This is a genomic window from Gimesia algae, from assembly GCF_007746795.1.
Lineage (GTDB): Bacteria > Planctomycetota > Planctomycetia > Planctomycetales > Planctomycetaceae > Gimesia > Gimesia algae.
In genome coordinates this window covers 171,530-187,416 of record NZ_CP036343.1, presented here as the reverse complement: position 1 = coordinate 187,416, position 15,887 = coordinate 171,530, and the positions used below count along the sequence as shown (strand labels likewise).

Below are 15,887 nucleotides of genomic sequence, written 5' to 3'. Positions count from 1 at the left end.
AAATTCCGCGATTCAAAATACAGTCAGCTGATCGATTACTAAAACAGCATCATTTTTTTACAGCGGACGGCGGCAAGGAGGCTTCCCGATGACTGATTCACACACGAATTCTTCTTCGACTTTTAACATAGTGATTCTTTCAGGTGGAGAATCGGCTGAGCGCGAGATCAGCCTCAAAAGTGGTGAGACGGTCGCACTAGCTCTTTCATCGCGCGGACATCAGGTCAAGATCGTGGACCCTTCGCTGGTAGATCTGGACAGTTTCGACTGGACCGGCTGCGACGTGGTGTTCATCGCTTTACATGGAACGTATGGCGAAGATGGCACGATTCAATCGACGCTCGATCGACTGGGCATCCCCTACTCCGGCTGCGACGCTGCCACTTCGAAACTGGCTTTCAGCAAATCAGCTTCGAAAGAACGGTTTATTCAACACAATGTGAATACGCCCTCTTATGTGCTGATACACGAATCTGACGACGCCGGGCGTATCCAGCAGCATGCCCGCAGTATGGGTTATCCCCTGGTTGTCAAACCTGATGCTCAGGGCTCCAGTCTGGGTGTGACGATTGTGAAAACTCCCGAAGAGTTACCACAGGCATTGGCACGATGCTTCCATTACGATTCGTTCGGGATCCTGGAATCAGCGATTAAAGGGAGCGAGTGGACGGTGACGGTTGTCGACGATCAGGTGCTGCCTCTGATTCAGATTGTGACACCTCACGAATTTTTTGACTATGAAGCCAAGTACACTGAAGATTCGACGCAATACCTGTTTGAATTCGATCTGCCAACGAATGTGATTCAGTCTATTATCAAAACGGGTGCGAATGCCTGCACGGCGCTGGGCACAACCGGCATTGTGCGGGTGGACCTGCTGGTAGACCGTTTCCAGCAGCCCTGGGTTCTGGAAGTGAATACGATTCCCGGTTTTACAGATCACAGTCTGGTTCCCAAAGCAGCCACTCAGGCGGGTCTCGATTTTGGGGAACTGTGTGAGCAGGCGTTGGCCAACTGCCTGAAAAAAGTCACTACCCGCCCGCAAAATTGATAAAGTCTCACCAGTCGGCATGATTCCCTGAGGAATCCCCTCTTTTTCAGTGAGTGTCGCAACACAGTCCACTTCAATTTGCGATAATCATAATACAGAGACTGTGCGCAGATGCCTTCAGACTGTGCCCTGTCAGACTGGATACAGTCTACCCCGATCCACTGCGATTCGCAGCCCGATGATTTGTCAAAGGTCAACGCTAAACCAGAGCACATGAGTCGAAAAACCAGCAAAAAACGACCGGCCAAAAAGAAGGTCAAAGTGGTCGAAGAAGAAGTGGAAACGGGGGAAGAAACGCCTTCCCTGTTCAGCCCTTCGTCATTGATCCGCCTGTTGTTTCGTCCTAAGGTACTGCTGGTTCTGGCAGTGTCTGTGACCGGTCTGTTCTTCTTTCAGAAAGTGAAGCAGCAGATTCCTGATCTGTCCCAGCGCGAAGAATATCAGATCGAAACCAAAGAACTCTCTCTGCAGCCGGCACCCCCGCATTATGTCCCGATTGACATTGTCGACCAGGTCATCAAACGCAGCGAATTACCCGCGCGGGTCTCGCTGCTCGATCAGGGACTGGTGCTTAAAATTGCCGACGCGTTTCAGAAACATCCCTGGGTGCAGAAAGTCATATCAGTCCGCAAAACGAACACGGTGGAAGTGGAAATACTATTCCGCAAACCCGCTGCCATGGTCGAATTGAAACAGGGGCTGTTTCCGGTCGACAATGCGGGAGTCCTGTTACCGCCCGAAGACTTTTCCGTCTCCGATGCCCGCCGCTTCCCGATCATCACAGGTGTCAGTTCGATCCCAGCCGGACCGGCGGGGACATCCTGGGGCGACACGACCGTGACCGGCGCCGCCCAGCTGGCAGAAGCACTGGGACCACACTGGAAAGAACTGGATATTGTCTCCATCGAAGCCCCGCCACGCGTGGCTGCGGACGTCACTCTGGATGATCTGATCTATCGTCTGATCACAACCGGCGGTTCGGAAATTGTCTGGGGACGATCACCCAAAAGTCAGCGTCGAGGTGAATTACGCGTCGATCAGAAAATCGGCAAGCTGGAAAAGTACTACCGTGATTACGGCGGCTTCGATCGCCCACATGGTCCGTATGAAATTGACATTCGCCACTGGCAGGAAATTTCCCGTCGCCCGCTCAAACAACAGAGCAACCAGCGCACGCTGATGCGCCGCTGAACCGTTAGTTGAAGACTTAAACGGTGACTCTCCATCTGAAGTGCGGCTTCCTGCACTTTTATAAATTTTGGCAGATCCTGACAATCCTGCTACTTTTTTACTGAAACGCATTCCCGTTCGAGCTAGACTGTGTCCAGTTTTACTGTAGCGTCTCCAAGGCCATTTAGACCGAGTATCATAGACTGAGAGACGCTATTGGTTAAATGTGATGCACTCCAGCCTGTCAGCAACATGCTCGTCATGTCTCCTGATGATGATGCTGCATCATCTCAAACAGTGCGCGAAACAGCAGACATTCTGAATGACTCATCAGAAGGGAACGGCAATGAACCGGCAGGAAATCGTCGCGGAATATCACTCTCAGGGATTTATCCATCTTCCCGCCTGGTATGCAGGTGAGGAACTGGCTGAAATCAGGTCGGCCATCGAACGCTACAACCGGGAAGTCGTGCCGGGGGTGCCTGAAAGTGATGTCGTATTTGAAGCCGATGGAACTGCCATTCGCAACTGCTGGCGGATGCAGGCGCATGATCCCTTCTTTACCAGACTCCCTGCGGAAGAACGGCTGCAGACTCTGATTGCAGAACTGGTCAACGGCACGCCGACCTGCATGGGTGTCGAAACCTTCAACAAACCTGCGAAGGTAGGATCGGGTGTGCCCCCGCATCAGGACAATGCCTATTTCTGCCAGGCCCCGCCGGATGTACTCACCGTCTGGATCGCTTTGGATGATGTGACTCCCCAGAATGGTCCGGTGCATTATCTGCCTGGTTCTCATACGAATGGTGTGCACGAACACGTGCCCTCCGGCGTCAAAGGCAACTCCTTCGGACTGGCAGAGCCGGTAGACGAAACTCAGGCGAAGGCAGCGCTGTTAAAGGCGGGCGATGTCCTGATCCATCACAGTCAGACGATTCATTTCAGCGCACCGAATGTCAGCGATTTCCCCCGCCTGGGGCTATTGCTCGTCTTTCGTGGCGAACATACACAGGATTCTCCGGAAATGAAAGCTGCTTACCAGAAAGCCCGGGCATTGATGGAAGCCGGGACCAGCTAACGCATTTCCCGAAAAATGCCCCGATTCAGACACTGTCATGTGTTCACATCAGAGACAGCCAAAATATCGGTGAAAACAGACCGATTCGCGAAGAAATGGGGAGTCAGAGTTACTTTCCGGTAATTTAAAGTGACTTGCGTACCCCGTCCCGCTTGATTTTCCGTGTTTTGACGCTTAGATAAGGTATCCAACAACGCTTTTCCGTTATCTGAGGAAGCGGTTGTCCGTTTGTTGACTTCAAAAAAACAGTGCCCTAAAATCGCTATCTTAGCATTGTTTATTAATTCTTTAGAAAGACACAGGGAGAGAATCGAGTCAGCAGACCTGAAATGAACAGGTTGTTGATCCACATTTTCGGTTCTTATTTCGCTCGCCAAATAAAACAAAGGGGAATGATACAGATGAGTGACCAGGTTAACGAAAACATTGAAAGTGTTCTTCAGGAAACTCGATCATTTCCGCCGCCAGCCGAGTTTGTAGAGCAAGCCAATATCTCCAGCATGGAAGAATACCAGGAACTCTGGAACCGGGCAAAAGATGATCCCGCCGGTTTCTGGGGCGATCTGGCTCAAGACCTCGAATGGTCTCAACCTTATGAGAGCGTGCTCGAAGGCGAAATGCCCGAAACCACATGGTTCAAAGGGGGCAAGATCAATGCTTCGGTCAACTGCATCGACCGGCATCTGGACAGTTGGCGTAAGAACAAAGCCGCGATTATCTGGGAAGGCGAACCAGGCGACACGCGCGTCCTGCGTTATCAGGACCTGTATCGCGAAGTCTGCAAGTTCGCCAATTGCCTGAAAAAACTGGGCGTGGAAACCGGCGACCGCGTCACACTCTACATGCCTATGGTTCCCGAACTTGCGATTGCCATGCTGGCCTGCTCCCGCATTGGCGCCACCCACTCCATCATCTTTGGTGGTTTCAGTGCGGACGCCATCGCTGACCGCAACAATGATGCCCAGGCAAAACTGGTGATCACCGCCGATGGTGGCTGGCGACGTGGTAAGAACATTCCACTGAAAGAAGCCGTCGATCAGAGTATGGAAAAATCTCCCAGTGTCGAAAAGGTCGTCGTTTACCGTCGCACCGGTTGTGAAGTGGATATGGTCCCTGACCGCGATTACTGGTGGCACGATCTGATGGATGATGCTTCGCCTGAATGTGATCCCGTCGAGCTCGACAGCGAACACCCGCTGTTCATCCTCTACACTTCCGGAAGTACCGGCAAACCCAAGGGCGTGCAACACTCCACCGGCGGTTATCTGCTGGGAGCCAAAATGACCTCCGAGTGGGTCTTCGATCTGAAAGAAGATGACACCTACTGGTGTACCGCGGACATTGGCTGGATCACCGGGCATAGCTACATCGTCTATGGTCCGCTTGCCAACGGTGCGACAACTGTGATGTATGAAGGTGCTCCCAACTGGCCCGATGAAGGCCGCTTCTGGGAGATCGTCGAAAAGTATCAGGTTAACATTTTCTACACCGCGCCCACCGCAATTCGCGCCTTCATTAAATGGGGCGATGAATGGCCCAACAAATACGATCTGTCCAGCCTGCGTCTATTGGGAACCGTCGGGGAACCGATCAACCCGGAAGCCTGGATGTGGTATCACACCGTGATCGGTCAGGAGCGCTGCCCGATTGTCGATACGTGGTGGCAGACCGAAACCGGCGGGATCATGATGAGTCCCCTGCCCGGTGTGACCGCAACCAAACCCGGCAGTTGTACGACTCCCCTGCCTGGCGTCGTTCCGGATATTGTCTCAGCAGACGGAGAAAGCCTCGGCGATAACCAGGGCGGACTTCTGGTAATGCGTCAACCCTGGCCTCACATGCTGCGAACCCTGTATGGCGACCACGAACGGTTCAAAGAAGTCTACTTCAGTACCATTCCCGGAAGTTATCTGGCTGGCGACAGTGCCCGTCGTGATGAAGACGGTTATTACTGGATCATGGGCCGCATCGATGATGTGATCAATGTCTCCGGTCACCGACTGAGTACGATGGAAGTCGAAAGCGCTCTTGTCTCGCATCCCAAAGTAGCGGAAGCCGCCGTCGTGGGTTACCCGCATGAACTCAAAGGGGAAGGCATCTGCTGCTTTGTCTCACTGAAAACGGATGACAGCCCGGACGAATTGAAGGATGAACTGAAACAGCACGTGCGGACCCAGATTGGTGTCGTCGCGACTCCCGATCAGATCCGCTTCGCCGCCGCACTACCTAAAACCCGCAGTGGTAAAATCATGCGACGTCTGCTGCGTGATATCGCTGCCGGCCGGGAAAGTATCGGGGATACCACGACACTGGAAGATTTCAGCGTCATCGCCAATTTGAGTAAAAGTGACGACTGATCTTCTGAGTTGCTGAGACAGCGACTTGAAACTGTAATCTGTTTTCACTCATCATAAAATTTCGCAGGATGGCCGGTTTTCGACCATCCTGCTGTTTGTTTACCGCAGTCGAATTGAGGTATTTTTGATGTCCGATGACCAGCTTTCTCAACTGTTTGAGCAGGTCCGTCAGGGGGCGCTGTCTGTGGAACAGGCTGTCGAACAGTTCCAGGAACAGGCGCCTCAAAAAACAGGCGCACTTGCTTCCGCGAGCATCGACCTGGATCGCAGTACGCGGTGTGGCTATCCCGAAGTCGTATTCTGCGAAGGAAAAACCTCTGCCTCCCTGGTGGAAATTTTCACACTGCTGCTGGAAGCAAATCAGCGTTGCCTGGGAACGCGCATCTCAGAAGAACAGGCGGAAACCGTGCTCAAACAGTTTCCCCAGGCGATCTACAATCAGACAGCGCGCACCATTCGCATTCCAGAAAAAGATGCCGCCTTCGATGAAGAACTGATCTCAGGCAAAATCACCGTCTTAACCGCGGGCACCAGTGATCGTCCTGTTGCAGAAGAAGCCATCGAAACGTTGATCTGGATGGGCTACGAGCCGGACTTCATTATCGATGTGGGTGTCGCAGGCCCTCATCGTCTGCAGGAGCAACTGCCGCGGATTCAGAATGTCTCGGCCATCGTTGTCGCCGCCGGTATGGAAGGCGCACTCCCTTCTGTTGTCGGAGGCTGGGTCTCCTGCCCGGTCATCGCCGTTCCCACCAGCGTCGGCTATGGTGCCAGCCTGGGAGGCATGGCAGCGTTACTGGGTATGCTTAACAGTTGTGCTGCGAATGTGACTGTGGTTAATATCAATGCAGGCTTCAAAGCCGGTTTTATCGCCGGCCTGATTGCTGACCAGAAACAGACAACCCCCTGATGCGCCCCGACTCAACCTAGAGAGCCCTGCCATGCCGACATCTTCCCTGCGTCATAAGTACTGTCTCATCCTCTTCACCGTCATCTGTGTTCACACACTGGCCGCGAATCTCCCTGCTGCGGAATCAGAAACCGATCCGGAATTCGCTCCGATTGTCCGCGTCGTCGATCTGAATGTGGACGAATCGACCACCGTGACACTCAGTAACGGCGAACAGGTCCAGGTGAAATTACTCGATCTGAAGGAAACTCGCGATCCCATTCGACAGGCTGTGCGCAGTGCCATCGTCGCAGTCGAAGTGGATGGCGAAAGGATCAAGCTGGAATCAGGGATGTACAATCTGCCGCAGACGATTGGAAAAGTACAGATCGACTGTTCAATTACCGGCGGATACAATTCCAACGGAACCCCTGCATTCTGGGGGCTCGATAAAGATGCCCGCCTGCGTTTGTGGCCCAAAGATTCGCCGCTGATCAAACCAGGATCGTTTATCTATCCCGTCGACCAGCGCTGGTTTGCCACAAGAACATGGTACGACAACGAACCCGTCGATGGTGGTACGAAAATCCTGCCGAAAATCTACTATCACAGCGGTCTCGATATCGGCGGTGCCGAGAAGCTGACGCGCGTCATCGCTGCTACCGATGCGATTGTGGTTTCATCGGGCAATGAAGTGCTCGATGCTCACAAAAAAGATACGCCGGTCGCACCACGGTATGATGTCGTCTACCTCCTCGATTCCCGAGGCTGGTATTACCGCTATAGCCACCTGCATGAAATCAATGACCGCATCAAACCTGGACGTATCATTAAACAGGGCGACGAAATTGGCATCCTCGGCAAAAAAGGGGCCAGCGGCGGCTGGTCGCATCTGCACTTCGAAATCAAAAGCCGACAACCGTCAGGCAAATGGGGCACGCAGGCTGGCTATGGGTTTCTGTGGGAAGCATACAAGAATCAATACCAACCCAAACTGGTTGCCAACAGCCGCCGCAAACACTTTATCAAGGCGGGCGATTCAACCACTCTGAAGGGAACGCAATCCTATAGCGTTAACGACAGCATCCAAAGCTATGAGTGGACTTTCACCGATGGCACGACGGCAACCGGAGCGGAAATCAAACGGACCTATGACAAGCCCGGCGTCTATAGCGAAATTCTGAAAGTCACCGACAAAGCCGGCAACGTCGATTATGATTTCGCGGAAGTCCACGTGCTCGATCCTCAAAACATGGAAGAGTATGTGCCACGCATTCACGCTTCTTACTGGCCTTCCCTTAATAACAAAGTCGGCGAACCGATTACATTCAAAGTCCGCTCGTTCGGAAATACGACAGGGGAAGAACTCTGGGATTTCGGTGACGGCAGCCCAACCGTCAGCGTCAAATCAGATGGCAACGTGAAACCTCTGAATGAAGCTGGCTACGCGATCACAAAACACACCTATCAGAATCCGGGCGATTACCTGGTGAAAGTCGAACGCAGCCGCGAAGATGGGGTGAAAGCGGTAACACACCTGCATGTGCGGGTAGAACCGTAACTGATACTGCTGGCATTTGGTCTGCGGCAGTTTTACAATATTTGTGAACCACTGTTTTCATTCACTTTCTTCCTGATGACACTGCCTGGATTCTGCCTGCCATGAAATTTCCTCTGCTGACGCTCTGCCTGACCCTCGTTACTCTGCTGTCTGCTCCACCTGTCTCCGTGTTTGCAGATCCCGTCCATGCAGATAAACCGGAAGCAACCGTTGATTTCAAGTCGGCGGTCAAACAAAAGTTACAGTCGCTGCAGAAACAGCCTGCATTGATTCATTCCGCCATCGGTGTCACCCGCAAAGAAACACCCATCCCCTGTGTGTATTCCAAAGAGGACCTGAATCTGAACACGGGGAAAACCCGGATCCTGCTCATTGGCGGACTGGACGGTTCACAGGCCTCTGTGAATGCGGTGATTGAAGCGGTCGAATGGTTTTACACTGCGAAAGAGGCCGCACCACTGCGGGATAAATATTCACTCTCCGCCGTTCCCATCGCCAACCCGGATGGCTGGGTGCTGCAACAGGGCCCGAAAAATGCTTCGGGTGGAAATCCGACGCACGGTTATCCGCCAATGGGAGACGCGTATCTCAGCCCGACCAAACCGGAAGCCGAATATCTGTGGCGGTGGATTGGTATGCATGCCCCGGATCTGGTACTTGATATCCGCGAAGGAAAACAGTTTCAATGGGTCGTCCCCGTCGACAGTCTGCCAACAACGAAAACATTGGGGAAAGAATTACAACCACAGATCAAACCGGTTTTCGGTTGGGAACTGGTTTCGGCTCTCGCCTTCAAATCACCGTCGGGCGTCGGTCGTGTGCCGGCTTTGGCTGTGGAACTGGATGCGAGCAACCCTCGCGCGTTTCTACCTGAGCTGTTGACCGCGATGGAACAGATCTCCTTTCAAGGGCCTTCCCCTGCCCGGCTGGAATTAATGCGACGTCTGCAGCGAACTCCAATACAGGTCGCGACGCAACTGTCAAAAGTATACGGCAACGACCTGGGGCGGCTCTCGTATCTTCCTGTGCTCTCCCTGATCAGTCAGATCAAACTGGGCGAACTGACGGCTGACCCGAGTCGTCTGGCAGCGATAGAACAAATTACGCAGGCCTACCTCAAGAAAAATCCAGAGCCCCTTACCAAGGGAGGCGGCGGCAGTCTAATCGCCGGGCATCTGCTGTTTTCCGAACTGGCGAAAGCGACTGGAAACCCCGAGTACCTTCAGTTGGCGAAACAGGCGGCTGACCTCGGATTTGATAAGCAGGGAAACATGCGTGAATCGATGCCGCACCATGTGGAGATGAGCGATGCGGTATTCATGTCCTGCCCCATCCTGGCAGCCGTTGGTCGACTGACGGGAGAAACGAAGTATTACGACATGGCGCTCAAGCACTGGCGGTTCATTCAGAACATGGACCAGCGGCCGGACGGCATCTACCAGAATTCACCTCTCAGCATAGCGGCCTGGGGACGCGGTAACGGCTTTCCGGCTTTGGGGCTGGCATTAGTCCTGTCAGAACTCCCTTTGAACTCTCCGTTGCGGGAACAGTTCATTGCCGGACATCGGAAACATCTGGAAGCGCTCAGTCGCCATCAGGATCCGAACGGCATGTGGCATCAGGTGATTGATCATCCGGGAAGTTACCGTGAAATGACATCCACCTGCATGATCACATTTTCGATGATTCGTGGCGTGCGGGCAGGCTGGCTGGACGCCAAGATCTATACGCCGATCATCGAACGCGCCTGGTATGCCATCAAAACCCGCGTCGCCTTTGATGGCACCCTCGTTGATGTCTGTACGGGAACCGGTAAGCAGAAAGACCTCCGCGGTTATCTGGATCGCACGGCGATTCTGGGTACCGATACCCGAGGCGGTGCGATGGCGTTTCTCGTCTCCAACGAAATGGCACAGTGGCAGAATGAACGTGACAATGCCGCCCAGCAGAAGCTGGATTAAACCACTCTGAAATTCCGCCCGACAGAAACAAATCCGGACTCGATTCTGGAAAAACTGCTTCTACATCGGTTATGCTGGAAGCGACGCTCTTTTCATGTTTGAATTCTTTGAGAGGTCCCGCATGTCATCTCGCATATTATTGACACTGATCCTGCCTGCCTGTTTTCTGTTTCAAACCGTGACTTCCAGCGAAACACAAGCGGAGACCACAAAACTGCGGGCAGGTGCCGCTGCTGTCGACATCACACCGGCTGTGGGCACTTCACTGGATGGGGTCATCTCTAAAAATGGTCCGGTCACCGGGGTGCATGATCGGATCTTTTCGCGGGCGCTGGTGCTCGATGACGGGAAGACTCGGATTGCCATTTGCGTGAATGATCTGTGCATGGTCGAGCGGAGTTACTTCGATCGGGCCAAGAAGATCGTCTTTGAAAAAACCGGCCTGCCCGTGGATCGCATCCTGATGACCAGCACACACACGCATGCCGCACCACGTGTGCCGTATGGCCGTGCGAGTGATCAAGACGACGCCTATTACGAACAACTGATCAAGCAGATGGCGGCCGCCATCATCCAGGCCGAACAGAACCTGGCTCCCGCGCAAATTGCCTGGGGCTCCTTCGATGCCGGCAAGTACGCAGCCTGTCGCCGGTTTCTGGCAGAGAAAGGGAGTGTCTCTTTAAACCCATTCGGAGTAGCGGGAGAACAGATCAAGTCGGTCGCCGGTCAGAGCAAATCGATCATTCAGCCCGCGGCTCCGATTGACCCGCAGTGTTCCCTGCTCTCGGTTCAGCATCGAGATGGGACGCCTCTGGCGGTCCTGGGTAACATGAGCATTCACTATTGCGGCGGTTATCAGAAAGGACAGATCAGTGCCGACTATTTTGGCGCTTACGCTCGACAACTCGCGAAAAAACTGACGACGGAAAAATCCGACCCCCCGTTTGTGGGCATGCTCTCTAACGGTACAAGTGGCAATGTGGGTGCGGTGATGAAACAGGACAAAAAGAAGTACGCCGCGTTTGAGTGGATCGAAGAGTCAGGCAAACAGTTTGCAGAACAGTCGCTGAAAGTCATAAATCAGCTGAATTACAAATCAGACCTGAATATTGAAATGCTCGAACAGGAACTTGAGCTGGGAATTCGTCGTCCCGATCCTGCACGGCTGGCCTGGGCCCGGGAGATTCTGGAGCATCCCCAGCAGAAAACCGCTCATCGCTGGGCGAAGATTTACGCAACCGAAGCGGTTGAACTCAGTAAGTATCCACCGACAGAAAAGATTAAAATCCAGGCGATTCGCATTGGTGAGCTGGGGATCGTGGGGCTGCCTTGCGAAGTCTTTACGGAAACCGGACTGGCCATCAAAGATCAGAGCCCATTCCAGGCAACCTTCTCCATGGAACTGGCGAATGGCTCCAGCGGCTATTTGCCGACTCCCCGGCAGCATGCATTGGGAGGCTATGAAACCTGGCCGGCCCGCAGCAGTTACCTGGAAATCGATGCGGAAACTCACATTCGCCAGACCGCATTGAAACTGCTCAACCAGCTACATGATTGAGAACGCTCGAACTGTTATCGATCCAGCCAGCTGCTGAGTGTGACCTTGACTGATTTCGGTTTCCCGTTTCGAATCAGCAGGACCTCAACTTTGTTACCCGCTTCTTTTTTACCGATAAGATCCACCAGGCTGTTAAAGTTTTCCACTTTATCCTCGCCAAATTTGATGATCAGATCACCAGAGTGGATGCCCGCATTCGCGGCAGCCAGCCCTTCACTGACGTCTCCGACCAGACATCCACCGTTTTCGTTTCCTCCCGCCTGCGAAGAGATGCCCAGCATGGCATCACTGTCACGCGTCTGGAAGCGGGTCGCGGGAAGTGCTCTCATTAAATCATCCATGGCCACTTCCGGGATCGTATTTCCTTTGATCATGTAGAGCGTATCCAGATTTCTGATCCGTTTAATAAACCGCAGGCCGCGTTCCCTTCCGCCTTCCTTTTCACTTCCTTTTTCTTTTCCACCTGTTTGCTCATCCCCGCCACCTGCTTTTTTATCTCCGCCTGTTGCGGTGATTCCTGTTGTTTTTTCAGTCTCCGACCACCACTTCTCACCCAGCACAATATAACGGACCTGACCTGGTTCCCGCGTATTCGCACCTGGTGTTCTGGCAATGTCTTCAGCCGTCCAGAAAGTGACTTTGCCGCCCATTTTTGTAATTTCACGCACCGCACGTTTCTCGCGAATATCAGCGTGGCGATCGATGGCCTCTTCCGCACGGATGGCTACCGATGGATTTTTGGCATTGGCCAACTGTTCCAGCGCGTCTTCTGCCCGACTTACGGATTTCTCCTTCCCCTGAATATAAACCTGTTCGATCACCAGAATCGCACGGACTGCCGCCTCCAGGCTGTCTCCCTGGGTTACTTTCAGCAGGGGGTCGATAATTTGCGCACCATATTCGGGTAGTTTTTTTGTGGCCTGCTGACGGGCCTGGAAGTCATCACTTTCGAGGTCCAGAATGTAGTCGATGGCCTGCTGAGGCAGCGGCTGCGCTTCGTCCTTGGCACTAACCTCTGTGATGCAGAAGAGGGACGCCATGCACAGCGCAAAACCGGTCAGCAAAATCAAGCGGGTTCTCATCGGGTTTGTACCTCTCATAAAATCCTGTCGAATCAGAGCGACATGGTTCTATTTTCGAACAAACCCGGGTGTAAATCAATACGAGACACCACAGGGAACGGAGGAAAGCACGCTATTTTTCCTGTTTTAATGCAGAATTTAAGAGCCCAGGCCGATCTGTGGTGATGCCCGTGACACCCATTTCGGCCAGTTTTTTTGCATCACCCACCTTGTTGACCGTCCAGACATAAACGGGCAGCCCGGCTGCTTTTGCCTGTTCGACGAATGTCTTGTTGACGAAACCGTTATAGCCCAGGTCCAGACCATCCAGGTTGGCCTCTTTGGCTTTCTGAATATAGTAACCGGATTTGTGTTCCCATTTACGGGTAATTTTGTTCTGCTTGACTTTGAACACCCAGATGACTTCCAGTTCGGGCATTAGCTGCTTGGCCTGCTGCATTGTCTCGTAATCGAAGCCAATGATGGCAGTCTGGGCAGCCGTTTTTCCCGAGGCAGCCAGGTCCTGTTTCAGTTGAGGCAGAACTTCGGGGCCGCATTTGATTTCAATAAACAATCGTTTCTGATCTGGAATGGTTTCCAGAATCTGGGTCAACGTGGGGATGCGTTCTGCTTTAAATTTCGCATTTTTCCAGGCACCCACATCCAGGGTCTGTAATTCGTCAAAAGTCTGGTTTTTGACTTCCTGATCCCGACCGCCGATGCGTTTGGTGGTTTTGTCATGAAAGGCGACAATTTTCCCGTCTTTGGACAGGTAAATATCGATCTCGACGGCATCCGCGTTCCGCTCCCAGGCCAGATTGACGGAAGCGAGCGTATTTTCAGGAGCATCATAAGAGGCCCCGCGATGCCCGATGATTTCGACGGCGGAAAGCGAAGAGGTTGCTATCATGATCAGGAGAATTGTCCCCAAAAAAAGAAACTGCGAAAATCGTCTGCCCCACATTCTATTCCATCCTCGATAAATGCTATCTGTTTTCTGTGACAAGTCACTGATTTCCCGATCGATCAATCCGTCAGTTATATCGAATGATATTAAAGACTTGTAAAGAATCGATGAAATTTGTCAATCGGCGTCACGGGAAGCCTGTAGCAACTTCTGTTCAGAATACAATCTGAGAACACCGCTGGAAATAGTCCCGTCGCTTTCCGGCCATTGCTTGACGACTGGCAGTATCACTTCTAAACTCGATTTTTGCAAATGACAGAGTCCCACAGATCACCTGTGACAGCAGTTCAATCGGTGTACTCTGATGTTTGCAGGGTCGCTTAATGCACATTTCCAAGGAGCCTGGTTGGTGAAAATTCAGGTGAACGGTGAAACCCGCGAGGTCCCGGCTGAATTCACAGTCGCCGATCTGCTGGTGGAACTGGCACTGCAGCCAAAATATCTGGCCGTAGAACGAAATTTAATTTTAATTCCACGCGAAGAACATGCTGCCTGCGCACTGCAGGAAGGCGATCGTCTGGAAATTGTAACGCTGGTAGGCGGTGGGTGATTATTATGGCAACAATTGGCAGTACAGAATCGTCTCTGATTCTGGGAACACATCATCTGAATTCCCGTCTGATCGTAGGTACGGGTAAATACTCAACCTACGAATTGATGCAGGAGAGCCTGGAAGTCAGTGGCGCCGATGTGATTACCGTGGCCGTCCGCCGCGAACGCCTGATCGATTCAGACGGGCGCAATATTCTCGACTTTATCGATCTGGATAAATACACGATTCTCCCCAACACTGCCGGCTGTTTCTCTGCAGAAGATGCCGTCCGTGTCGCACGCATGGGCCGCGAAATTCTAAGAGGACTGGAAAATCCTGGTGCGGACTGGGTCAAGATTGAAGTGCTCGGCGATACCAAAACCCTGCTCCCCGATCCGGTCGCCACACTGGAAGCCACAAAGCAACTGGTCGACGAAGGCTTTTCCGTACTCTGTTATTCAACCGACGATCCCATTACCGCGAAGCGTCTCAAAGAGGCGGGTGCCACATCGGTGATGCCCGCAGGCAGTCCGATTGGCAGTGGCCAGGGAATTCTGAACCCGAACAACATTCGCATCTGTCTGGAATACCTGAAAGAAGACGACCCCGATTATCCGGTGATCGTCGATGCCGGTGTCGGGACTGCCAGCGATGTGACCATCGCCATGGAACTGGGCTGCGATGGCGTGCTGCTCAATACAGGCATCGCCGGTGCTCAGGATCCGGTCCGCATGGCGCGGGCGATGAAACACGGCATCGAAGCAGGGCGCGACGCCTATCTCGCCGGTCGCATCCCGAAGAAACTGTATGCGACTGCTTCCAGTCCGGAAACCGGCGTGATCGCCCCCAAGTGACAGTCAATCGCTGCTCAACTGCTATTCAGACTTTTCCTGTTTCTGCTCTGCTGTCGGCGGAGTCTTTGCAGAATCTGGCTGCGTCTTCCAGGCAGGCTGACGGTTCGCGATAATGATCACGCTGAGTTGATTTAATCCGGTGATGCCTCCGACTTCGCCTTGAACCGAGCTCACTTTCCACGTTGCCGTCGCATCGCGAACACCGTCATCGGCTAATGCTTTATTCAGTTTCGCGAGCGCTGCTTTAATGGCTTCATCATATGATCCGCTGTTGGATATCCCTTTAAATCTTCGCACGCGCGGGCGGGCTCTCTGCTGTACGTCTTTGAAGAGCTTCTCTTTCACACCCTCCTCCACGCCATGCACACGAATCCCCTTGACCCAGGATGGCATCCCTATCCAGCGGTCTCTGGCCTTGACTTCAGAGATGACGGCAATAGCGGGCTGCGTGGGTGGCAGCGCTTTCAGATAATAGTCCTGAATGCCATCTTCGGGCGGTTTGCTGTAGCTCACGCGTGTCAGTGTCACATCGGTAAACCCGCCACTGGGAACTTCTCCGCTCACCGCAACAAACAACTGGGGGGGATTCGTTGCCAGGACCTGGATAGCCACCTGCTTAATCTTTTTGACGGTCTCTGGTTCCGCCGGGGGGTTAGCAGCGTATAGGGAGTTGAGATAACAGTTTGCCAGAATCAAAATCAGTAAAGCACAGACGCTCTGTTTGAACTCATTCATGGGACACCCTTAGATAGTGTTAAGACACATGATTTCTATGTCAGGTACCAGCGCATGCTGCCTGACTGTATTCAAGACTCATTTGAAGACGCATCAGTTCCGGGAAATCGACA

General features: G+C 52.9%; 14 protein-coding genes. 10 read left to right on the top strand and 4 right to left on the bottom strand.

Annotated elements, in window-relative coordinates; translation table 11 throughout:
* Positions 1-88: 88 nt before the first annotated feature.
* From Pan161_RS00720 to Pan161_RS00710, 3 genes are all read left to right on the top strand, one after another.
* Complete coding sequence (locus Pan161_RS00720; protein WP_145223704.1) at positions 89-1,051, top strand: D-alanine--D-alanine ligase family protein; 963 nt, start codon at positions 89-91, stop codon at positions 1,049-1,051.
* A 213-nt stretch (positions 1,052-1,264) separates the two neighbouring features.
* Positions 1,265-2,242, top strand: coding sequence for a cell division protein FtsQ/DivIB (locus Pan161_RS00715; protein WP_145223703.1), 978 nt, complete (start codon positions 1,265-1,267; stop codon positions 2,240-2,242).
* A gap of 301 nt (positions 2,243-2,543) precedes the next feature.
* On the top strand, positions 2,544-3,299 hold the full coding sequence (locus Pan161_RS00710) for a phytanoyl-CoA dioxygenase family protein (protein ID WP_145223702.1): 756 nt from the start codon (positions 2,544-2,546) through the stop codon (positions 3,297-3,299).
* A 35-nt stretch (positions 3,300-3,334) separates the two neighbouring features.
* Here Pan161_RS00710 and Pan161_RS00705 read toward each other — a convergent pair whose 3' ends face one another.
* Positions 3,335-3,649, bottom strand: coding sequence for a hypothetical protein (locus Pan161_RS00705; protein WP_145223701.1), 315 nt, complete (start codon positions 3,647-3,649; stop codon positions 3,335-3,337).
* A gap of 51 nt (positions 3,650-3,700) precedes the next feature.
* Here Pan161_RS00705 and acs point away from each other — a divergent pair, with 51 nt between their 5' ends.
* The 5 genes from acs (at position 3,701) to Pan161_RS00680 (ending at position 11,625) form a co-directional block, all read left to right on the top strand.
* Entirely contained in the window at positions 3,701-5,656 is a 1,956-nt protein-coding gene (acs, locus tag Pan161_RS00700) for an acetate--CoA ligase (protein WP_145223700.1), read from the top strand.
* A gap of 127 nt (positions 5,657-5,783) precedes the next feature.
* Positions 5,784-6,566 carry a nickel pincer cofactor biosynthesis protein LarB gene (gene larB, locus Pan161_RS00695; protein ID WP_145223699.1) on the top strand — a complete coding sequence of 261 codons (783 nt, stop codon included), beginning with the start codon at positions 5,784-5,786 and terminating at the stop codon, positions 6,564-6,566.
* Positions 6,567-6,597: 31 nt separating this feature from the next.
* Complete coding sequence (locus Pan161_RS00690) at positions 6,598-8,106, top strand: PKD domain-containing protein (RefSeq protein ID WP_145223698.1); 1,509 nt, start codon at positions 6,598-6,600, stop codon at positions 8,104-8,106.
* A 101-nt stretch (positions 8,107-8,207) separates the two neighbouring features.
* Positions 8,208-10,067, top strand: a complete 1,860-nt coding sequence (locus tag Pan161_RS00685) for a glycoside hydrolase family 88 protein (RefSeq protein ID WP_145223697.1) — start codon at positions 8,208-8,210, stop codon at positions 10,065-10,067.
* A gap of 121 nt (positions 10,068-10,188) precedes the next feature.
* Complete coding sequence (locus Pan161_RS00680) at positions 10,189-11,625, top strand: neutral/alkaline non-lysosomal ceramidase N-terminal domain-containing protein (protein WP_197995622.1); 1,437 nt, start codon at positions 10,189-10,191, stop codon at positions 11,623-11,625.
* A 14-nt stretch (positions 11,626-11,639) separates the two neighbouring features.
* On the opposite strand, the gene Pan161_RS00675 is transcribed toward Pan161_RS00680, so the two are convergent.
* Positions 11,640-12,707 carry a PDZ domain-containing protein gene (locus Pan161_RS00675; protein WP_197995621.1) on the bottom strand — a complete coding sequence of 356 codons (1,068 nt, stop codon included), beginning with the start codon at positions 12,705-12,707 and terminating at the stop codon, positions 11,640-11,642.
* Positions 12,708-12,819: 112 nt separating this feature from the next.
* Positions 12,820-13,596, bottom strand: a complete 777-nt coding sequence (locus tag Pan161_RS00670) for a glycerophosphodiester phosphodiesterase (protein ID WP_145223694.1) — start codon at positions 13,594-13,596, stop codon at positions 12,820-12,822.
* A gap of 406 nt (positions 13,597-14,002) precedes the next feature.
* Between Pan161_RS00670 and thiS the strand changes: the two genes are divergently transcribed.
* Together thiS and Pan161_RS00660 are read left to right on the top strand one after the other, a co-directional pair.
* The gene (gene thiS / locus Pan161_RS00665; RefSeq protein WP_145223693.1) at positions 14,003-14,203 is read left to right on the top strand and encodes a sulfur carrier protein ThiS; all 201 of its coding nucleotides are present in this window, start codon (positions 14,003-14,005) and stop codon (positions 14,201-14,203) included.
* A gap of 5 nt (positions 14,204-14,208) precedes the next feature.
* Entirely contained in the window at positions 14,209-15,039 is an 831-nt protein-coding gene (locus tag Pan161_RS00660; protein ID WP_145223692.1) for a thiazole synthase, read from the top strand.
* Between the two features lie 21 nt (positions 15,040-15,060).
* On the opposite strand, the gene Pan161_RS00655 is transcribed toward Pan161_RS00660, so the two are convergent.
* Positions 15,061-15,774, bottom strand: coding sequence for a hypothetical protein (locus Pan161_RS00655; protein WP_145223691.1), 714 nt, complete (start codon positions 15,772-15,774; stop codon positions 15,061-15,063).
* Positions 15,775-15,887 lie beyond the last annotated feature (113 nt).

Excerpts from the sequence above, each read along its gene's own strand:
- Pan161_RS00720 (WP_145223704.1), top strand. The coding sequence starts at position 89 with ATGACTGATTCACACACGAATTCTTCTTCGACTTTTAACATAGTGATT.
- Pan161_RS00715 (WP_145223703.1), top strand. The coding sequence starts at position 1,265 with ATGAGTCGAAAAACCAGCAAAAAACGACCGGCCAAAAAGAAGGTCAAA.
- Pan161_RS00710 (WP_145223702.1), top strand. The coding sequence starts at position 2,544 with ATGACTCATCAGAAGGGAACGGCAATGAACCGGCAGGAAATCGTCGCG.
- acs (WP_145223700.1), top strand. The coding sequence starts at position 3,701 with ATGAGTGACCAGGTTAACGAAAACATTGAAAGTGTTCTTCAGGAAACT.
- larB (WP_145223699.1), top strand. The coding sequence starts at position 5,784 with ATGTCCGATGACCAGCTTTCTCAACTGTTTGAGCAGGTCCGTCAGGGG.
- Pan161_RS00690 (WP_145223698.1), top strand. The coding sequence starts at position 6,598 with ATGCCGACATCTTCCCTGCGTCATAAGTACTGTCTCATCCTCTTCACC.
- Pan161_RS00685 (WP_145223697.1), top strand. The coding sequence starts at position 8,208 with ATGAAATTTCCTCTGCTGACGCTCTGCCTGACCCTCGTTACTCTGCTG.
- Pan161_RS00680 (WP_197995622.1), top strand. The coding sequence starts at position 10,189 with ATGTCATCTCGCATATTATTGACACTGATCCTGCCTGCCTGTTTTCTG.
- Pan161_RS00675 (WP_197995621.1), bottom strand. The coding sequence starts at position 12,707 with ATGAGAACCCGCTTGATTTTGCTGACCGGTTTTGCGCTGTGCATGGCG.
- Pan161_RS00670 (WP_145223694.1), bottom strand. The coding sequence starts at position 13,596 with ATGATAGCAACCTCTTCGCTTTCCGCCGTCGAAATCATCGGGCATCGC.
- Pan161_RS00660 (WP_145223692.1), top strand. The coding sequence starts at position 14,209 with ATGGCAACAATTGGCAGTACAGAATCGTCTCTGATTCTGGGAACACAT.
- Pan161_RS00655 (WP_145223691.1), bottom strand. The coding sequence starts at position 15,774 with ATGAATGAGTTCAAACAGAGCGTCTGTGCTTTACTGATTTTGATTCTG.